6 protein-coding genes are annotated in these 5,266 nt (G+C 46.0%); 5 read left to right on the forward strand and 1 reads right to left on the reverse strand.

Going from position 1 to position 5,266, the window contains the following annotated elements; all coding sequences use genetic code 11:
• Both selD and A3761_RS06425 read left to right on the forward strand, forming a co-directional pair.
• On the forward strand, window positions 1-602 hold a 602-nt coding region (selD, locus tag A3761_RS06420; RefSeq protein ID WP_068749997.1), incomplete at its 5' end, for a selenide, water dikinase SelD.
• 151 nt (window positions 603-753) lie between these two features.
• On the forward strand, window positions 754-1,881 hold the full coding sequence (locus tag A3761_RS06425) for a hypothetical protein (RefSeq protein ID WP_068513598.1): 1,128 nt from the start codon (window positions 754-756) through the stop codon (window positions 1,879-1,881).
• 23 nt (window positions 1,882-1,904) lie between these two features.
• Here the strand turns inward: A3761_RS06425 and A3761_RS06430 are convergent, their stop codons facing one another.
• Window positions 1,905-3,395: a PLP-dependent aminotransferase family protein gene (locus A3761_RS06430; protein ID WP_068513601.1), complete on the reverse strand. Its 1,491-nt coding sequence runs from the start codon at window positions 3,393-3,395 to the stop codon at window positions 1,905-1,907.
• 128 nt (window positions 3,396-3,523) lie between these two features.
• On the opposite strand from A3761_RS06430, the gene A3761_RS06435 reads away from it, so the two are divergent.
• The 3 genes from A3761_RS06435 to A3761_RS06445 all read left to right on the forward strand — a co-directional run bounded on the left by A3761_RS06435 (window position 3,524) and on the right by A3761_RS06445 (window position 5,200).
• Window positions 3,524-4,117: a pyridoxamine 5'-phosphate oxidase family protein gene (locus A3761_RS06435; protein WP_197469914.1), complete on the forward strand. Its 594-nt coding sequence runs from the start codon at window positions 3,524-3,526 to the stop codon at window positions 4,115-4,117.
• Window positions 4,118-4,204: 87 nt separating this feature from the next.
• Complete coding sequence (locus A3761_RS06440; protein WP_068508926.1) at window positions 4,205-4,414, forward strand: hypothetical protein; 210 nt, start codon at window positions 4,205-4,207, stop codon at window positions 4,412-4,414.
• Between the two features lie 9 nt (window positions 4,415-4,423).
• Entirely contained in the window at window positions 4,424-5,200 is a 777-nt protein-coding gene (locus A3761_RS06445) for a hypothetical protein (protein ID WP_068513607.1), read from the forward strand.
• The last annotated feature ends 66 nt before the right edge of the window (window positions 5,201-5,266 follow it).

Below are 5,266 nucleotides of genomic sequence, written 5' to 3' on the forward strand. Positions count from 1 at the left end.
CTGCAGAAGGTGCTGAACTAAGCCTTGGCTTTACCATTAATGGTCTAACCGATGAAAACCAGCTTCTAACCAAGGCTGGGCTTCAGCCAGGTGATAAATTGATTCTAACTAAAGCGCTGGGAACAGGGGCTTTATTTGCAGGGGATATGCGAGGCTTGGCGAAGGGGCCTTGGGTGAAATCGGCGATTGAAATGATGCTTCAGTCTAACCAAAAGGCGAGTCATATCCTCTTCAACCATAGGGCGAAAGCTTGTACCGATGTCACGGGCTTTGGCTTAGCTGGACACTTACTGGAAATGCTTCAGGCGTCAAAGCAAAAGGCTTCTTTGAATCTGGCTTCCTTACCTGTATTGGACGGTACTGAAGCACTGATGGCTAAGGGTATATTCTCGAGCTTGCATGAGCAAAACAAACAAATCGATACCAAGATGCGTGCTTTTATTTCCTTGGAAACGCCGAAAGAAGCAGAGATTTTATTTGACCCCCAAACTGCGGGAGGTTTATTGGCTGGAGTGCCTGCTGATCAAGCGAACGCTTGTTTAAATGAGCTGAGAACCGCGGGTTATGACTTGGCTTGTGTGATTGGCGAAGTGATTAAGTAGTAATATCCAGCTACCTTACCATCCTTTGGAGGGGGCTGACTTGAAGGCATTCACAAAGGTAAGAATATCTCGTTGAGGGAGGTACTTTTCATCGTTAGCATGTGTGAAAAATAAACAAAATAAAAACACACATGTGCAAAAGGATGTTTGTATGAGTACCTACTTTTCCAGCATCAAAGATGAAATTCATACATTGGGCAAACTCATTGCAGGTTGTATTTACGCGAAAACGGTTTTATTCGTTGAAAACTGTTATTCCGATATGACTCCCTTGCAGGATGAAGAGCTATCGGAGATTTCCGGCCAAGCTTTTGTCACCCTAGACCAGGAAACCGTTCTTGGAAAAGAAATGACCCGAGTAAATATTGGTATGGAACTCAAGACGCAGCTGAACGTTGAGGAGCTTAAATTAGGCGAATATCCTCGCTGGGAAAATGGCGAAGCTTGTTTTGAGTGTGATGGAACAGAACCAGGCTTGGAAAAGCAGGGCGCAGATCTTTGGGTTAAGAATATGAGCTTTGGCGCGATTGCCGAGACCAGTGGTAGAAAGATGGATGGACGCTACTATAGAGCGGGCGAAATCATTCCTTTTGAGTTTTATGACCCTTACATCGAAATCGCTAAAGAAGACGATGAACTAGTGGGTATGCGTATTGGCTTTCATCAGGCGCGTGGTATTTTCTCTGGGGATATTTTGAGCTTTACCGGTCAACTGCCCGTTCAAATAAAGGATAATGCTTACGCATTGATTGATGCCCCTAATCGCCCCTGGTGGTTTGCCTTAGCGGGGGCTCTCTTGCCTTTTACACCGGTAGAAGGGCAGGCTCATCCGATTACCGCACCGAATGTGGTGGATGGTGAGGTAGATTATGAAAGCGGTGGTCAGCCAGACCCTGTCCGAGCGACCCATATCGGTTTGCCCAGTGGTTCAAATTTTACGCTTGGGCCTATCCCGTTTATTGGTGATATAGATTTTGCCACGACTGACTGTAACCTTCATGGAGTTCCGACCTGTTTTCCGATGACTCAGTTTAAAAGCATGGAAGTAGGGGAAAAACAAAAGAACGGCACTTTTCTACCTACTGGCGGTTTCTTTTTGTCGATGCAGAAAAAGGCCATGGAATGGATTGAACCTGTTAGTCAGCAACGCGTTTCGACACCGAGCGGAGTATTCTTCAGTGTTCCGGTTGGGAGTGTTGAATTCAACCTGGAACAATCATTTCATGGTACGCCTCGCCGCCGAGTTGAGTATATTGATAGAGGTGTGGGCTTGTTTTAGTTCGATTGACCTTACAGTATTGATTAAGTGCTAGTCATGCATGAAAGCATGACATTCCGAAGCGTTTGTATATGCGGATCAATCAGGCTTAGCTCCGTATTAGCAAAACCCAGTACAAGGCCTTGCTCCTCGGCTCGATCGAGGTAATAAGTGGATAAGGGGCTGGCAGAGAGGTTATGCTCCCTCATCGCTTCAACAACCTTCATATCTGATAGCCCGGCCTGGCAAAGTTGCGGATTAAAAATCAATACTATGTGCATGCCCGCGCCGGTGCACTCGGGCTTTGCGAGATTTTCCAGGTGCTGTTCGCAAGCCGCGATGATCGTTTTGAATTTCTCGTGATAGAGCCCTCTCATTTTTCTCAGGTGCCTGATAAAGTGCCCTTCTGCAATAAACTCAGCGACAGTTTCCTGCTCAACCATTGGTGTTTGCCCTGCGATTCTATTTTTCGTCTTCACACATGGGGCAATGACTTGCTCAGGGACAACCATGTAGCCAAGCCTTAGTGCAGGGTAAAGTACCTTGCTAAATGAACCGATGTAGATAACTTGATCCTGTAAACCCAAACCTTGCATGGAGGCAATCGGTTTGTGTTCATAGTGATATTCACTGTCGTAATCATCCTCCAGAATCCATACTCCATTTTCAGCAGCCCATTGAAGGATGTTTAAGCGATTTGCCAAAGGCATAATCCCGCCCATCGGATATTGATGAGTCGGTGTGACACATAAGATTTTACCCTTTGGTTTCTTCGGTAGTGCTTGTAGGTCTAAGCCATTCTTACCCACCGGGATGCCGGTAATTTTGCACTGATGTGCTTTAAAGGCTTCGCGCATTCCAATGTAGCCCGGGTTTTCCAAATAGACTTCATCTCCGTGATTCAAGATGACTTGAATCGCGATATTGACCGCTTGTTGAGCGCCAACCGTGATGATGATTTGCTCGGGTGTGCAATCCAATCCTCGTGAAGATTTTAAGTAGCTGGCAAGCACTTCTCTCAAGTAGGACGAACCTTGTAATGAATCATATCCAAGCAAGGCGATACGCTGGCTTTGTTGTTGATATATTTGCCCCCATTTTTTGATGGGAAAAGCTTTGAGGTCAGGTAAACCGGCTTCGAAACTGGTGTTGCGATAGACTCTGATCTTGTTGTCGCCGAGCAAGACTTTTCCAGAATCAGAGAGCGGCATCTTGGTTGGTTTTGACTCAAATCGCATGATGTTCTTCGTTTGAGCATTGAGATAATCATCAGGAAGATTGGTCGCAATATAGTGGCCCGCTCCTTTTTTCGTTTGCAGGTAGCCTTCAGCTTTCAGTTGCTCGAAGGCGCCCGAAACCGTGTTTCGGCTAACCTTAAGAATACTCGACAGCGCACGGCTAGAAGGTAATCGCCTCCCTGAGACTAATCGTCCATCTAATATTCTGTTCTTGACCCCCTGATACAGCTGATGTTGCAGTGTCTCGGTGCCAGAAAAAGAAAAGTCACGTAACGAGTCAAATTCTTCAGTGCTCAAATTGGTACCACCAGAAATTAATTATTGGATCTTAATGTGGGGCCAGTATTGATTCAGACTAAGCATGAGTCAAGCACAGAGATACGAGTGCGATAGGAAATATCTTTATATAACAAAGGAGAATAGAGGTGACCTTAAAGAAAACGCAGCGCTCTGAAATAAAGCGAGCAGCAAAACGAGCCAGTTACCAACAGAGCGACTTATACCCCTTGATTGATGAGCTAAAACTGGCGCATATTTGCTTTGCGCCCGAAGGTAAACCTATGTCTATCCCGATGCTTTGCTGGCGTGTCGACAATGCGATTTATATCCATGGTAGTCGAGGCAGTCGCCTGGTTAAGCAACTCACGAGTGGGCTCGAAGCCTGTGTATCCTTCGCTGAATTAAATGCCTGGGTAATGGCGAAATCGGGCTTCCATCACAGTGCTAACTATCGTTCGGCTGTACTGTTTGGCTACTTTGAATTGGTGGAAGATGAACAGCAACAGCTTGCCGCATATGAGCACTTTGTTGAACAGCTCGAAACCGGCCGTTGGAAACAAATTCGCCAACCCAATGAAAAGGAACTTCAGGCAACATCACTACTCAGGATGGACATCGACGAAGGGGCAGTGAAACAAAGACAGGGCGGCCCAAATGATGACATTGAAGACTTGGTGCTTCCCGTTTGGGTGGGAGAGATTCCTATCATTAAAACATGGGGAGAGCGAGTGGAGTATTAAGGCAGGCTCGAAAAGCGCCTGCTTAAGGAGTCCGCCGGTGCGCACAGCGCACCGACCTTTATCGCAATTTTCTTGAGCTTTGTCATAATGATTGGCTTTGTCGGCCAAATCGAAGACTATGTCGTGTATCGGGAGTTTGGAAGCCAGGCTCTGGCGGGTCACGGAGTGCTAGGCTTGATAGCCATCGCATTATTCATCAGTGGTCATCGAATGCATAAAATGAAGTTAGTGATTAAGGCCAGATTAAGGCACAATCAGCGCGAAAACGAATTAAAAGATAAGCAACAACAGCCATAGGTAACCTTTATGAAGAAAATACTATTACCACTTTTGATAATTATACTAATCGCCGTCGCAGGTGTTGCTTACCTGGCCGGCTCACTCAATGACATCGTTAAAGAGCAGGTTGAAACGCATGGCAGCAAGGCTTTACAAAGCGCTGTTGTTGTAGAGGGTGTTGATATCAGGTTGATGGATGGTTTTGGTGAGTTGAGCGATTTCTCTGTCGCTAACCCTAATGGCTTTACCCCGACGTCAGCTCTTGGTTTTGGTATCGTGCGCCTGGATATTGGTACAGAGAATATCACTGAAATGCCGATTGTCATTGGGGAAGTCTTGGTTGATTCACTTTCGGCACTGTATGAATTGAATGCTCAAGGAAAAGGTAATCTAAATGTATTGCTTGAGCAGATTACCAGTCAGGCTAGTGCTGACTCAGGAAAAAGCGGCAGTGCTGACAAGACTAAGGAAGAGTCGGGTGCAGACTCCGACGTGCGCATCGTGATCAAGAAGCTAACTATCAAAGATACGCAACTAGCGTTAGATCTGAGTGCGCTTGGCCAGAAAAAGTATGATGAAACTCTCCCCACCTTTGCTGTCTCGAATGTAGGTGGAAGTGCGGGCCTTCCTCCAAAGGAACTTGCTCAGGCTATGGGTAAACAAATACTTGATAAGCTTATCAAAGAAGCTAAAGCAAAGCAGACGGAAAAACTGAAAGCGAAAGCTAAAGAGAAGCTGATGGAGAAACTTGAAGAGAAAGGTGGTGACAAGCTTAAAGGTCTTATGAAGAGCTTCGGGCATTAGGCTAAGGCATTCCAGAATAAGCTAGCTTATCTTCCAAGATAGGCTGCTGGCTGTTCCTTTCATGCA

It is taken from the genome of Oleiphilus sp. HI0123, from assembly GCF_001635315.1.

Excerpts from the sequence above, each read along its gene's own strand:
- A3761_RS06440 (WP_068508926.1), top strand. The coding sequence starts at position 4,205 with ATGATTGGCTTTGTCGGCCAAATCGAAGACTATGTCGTGTATCGGGAG.
- A3761_RS06445 (WP_068513607.1), top strand. The coding sequence starts at position 4,424 with ATGAAGAAAATACTATTACCACTTTTGATAATTATACTAATCGCCGTC.
- A3761_RS06425 (WP_068513598.1), top strand. The coding sequence starts at position 754 with ATGAGTACCTACTTTTCCAGCATCAAAGATGAAATTCATACATTGGGC.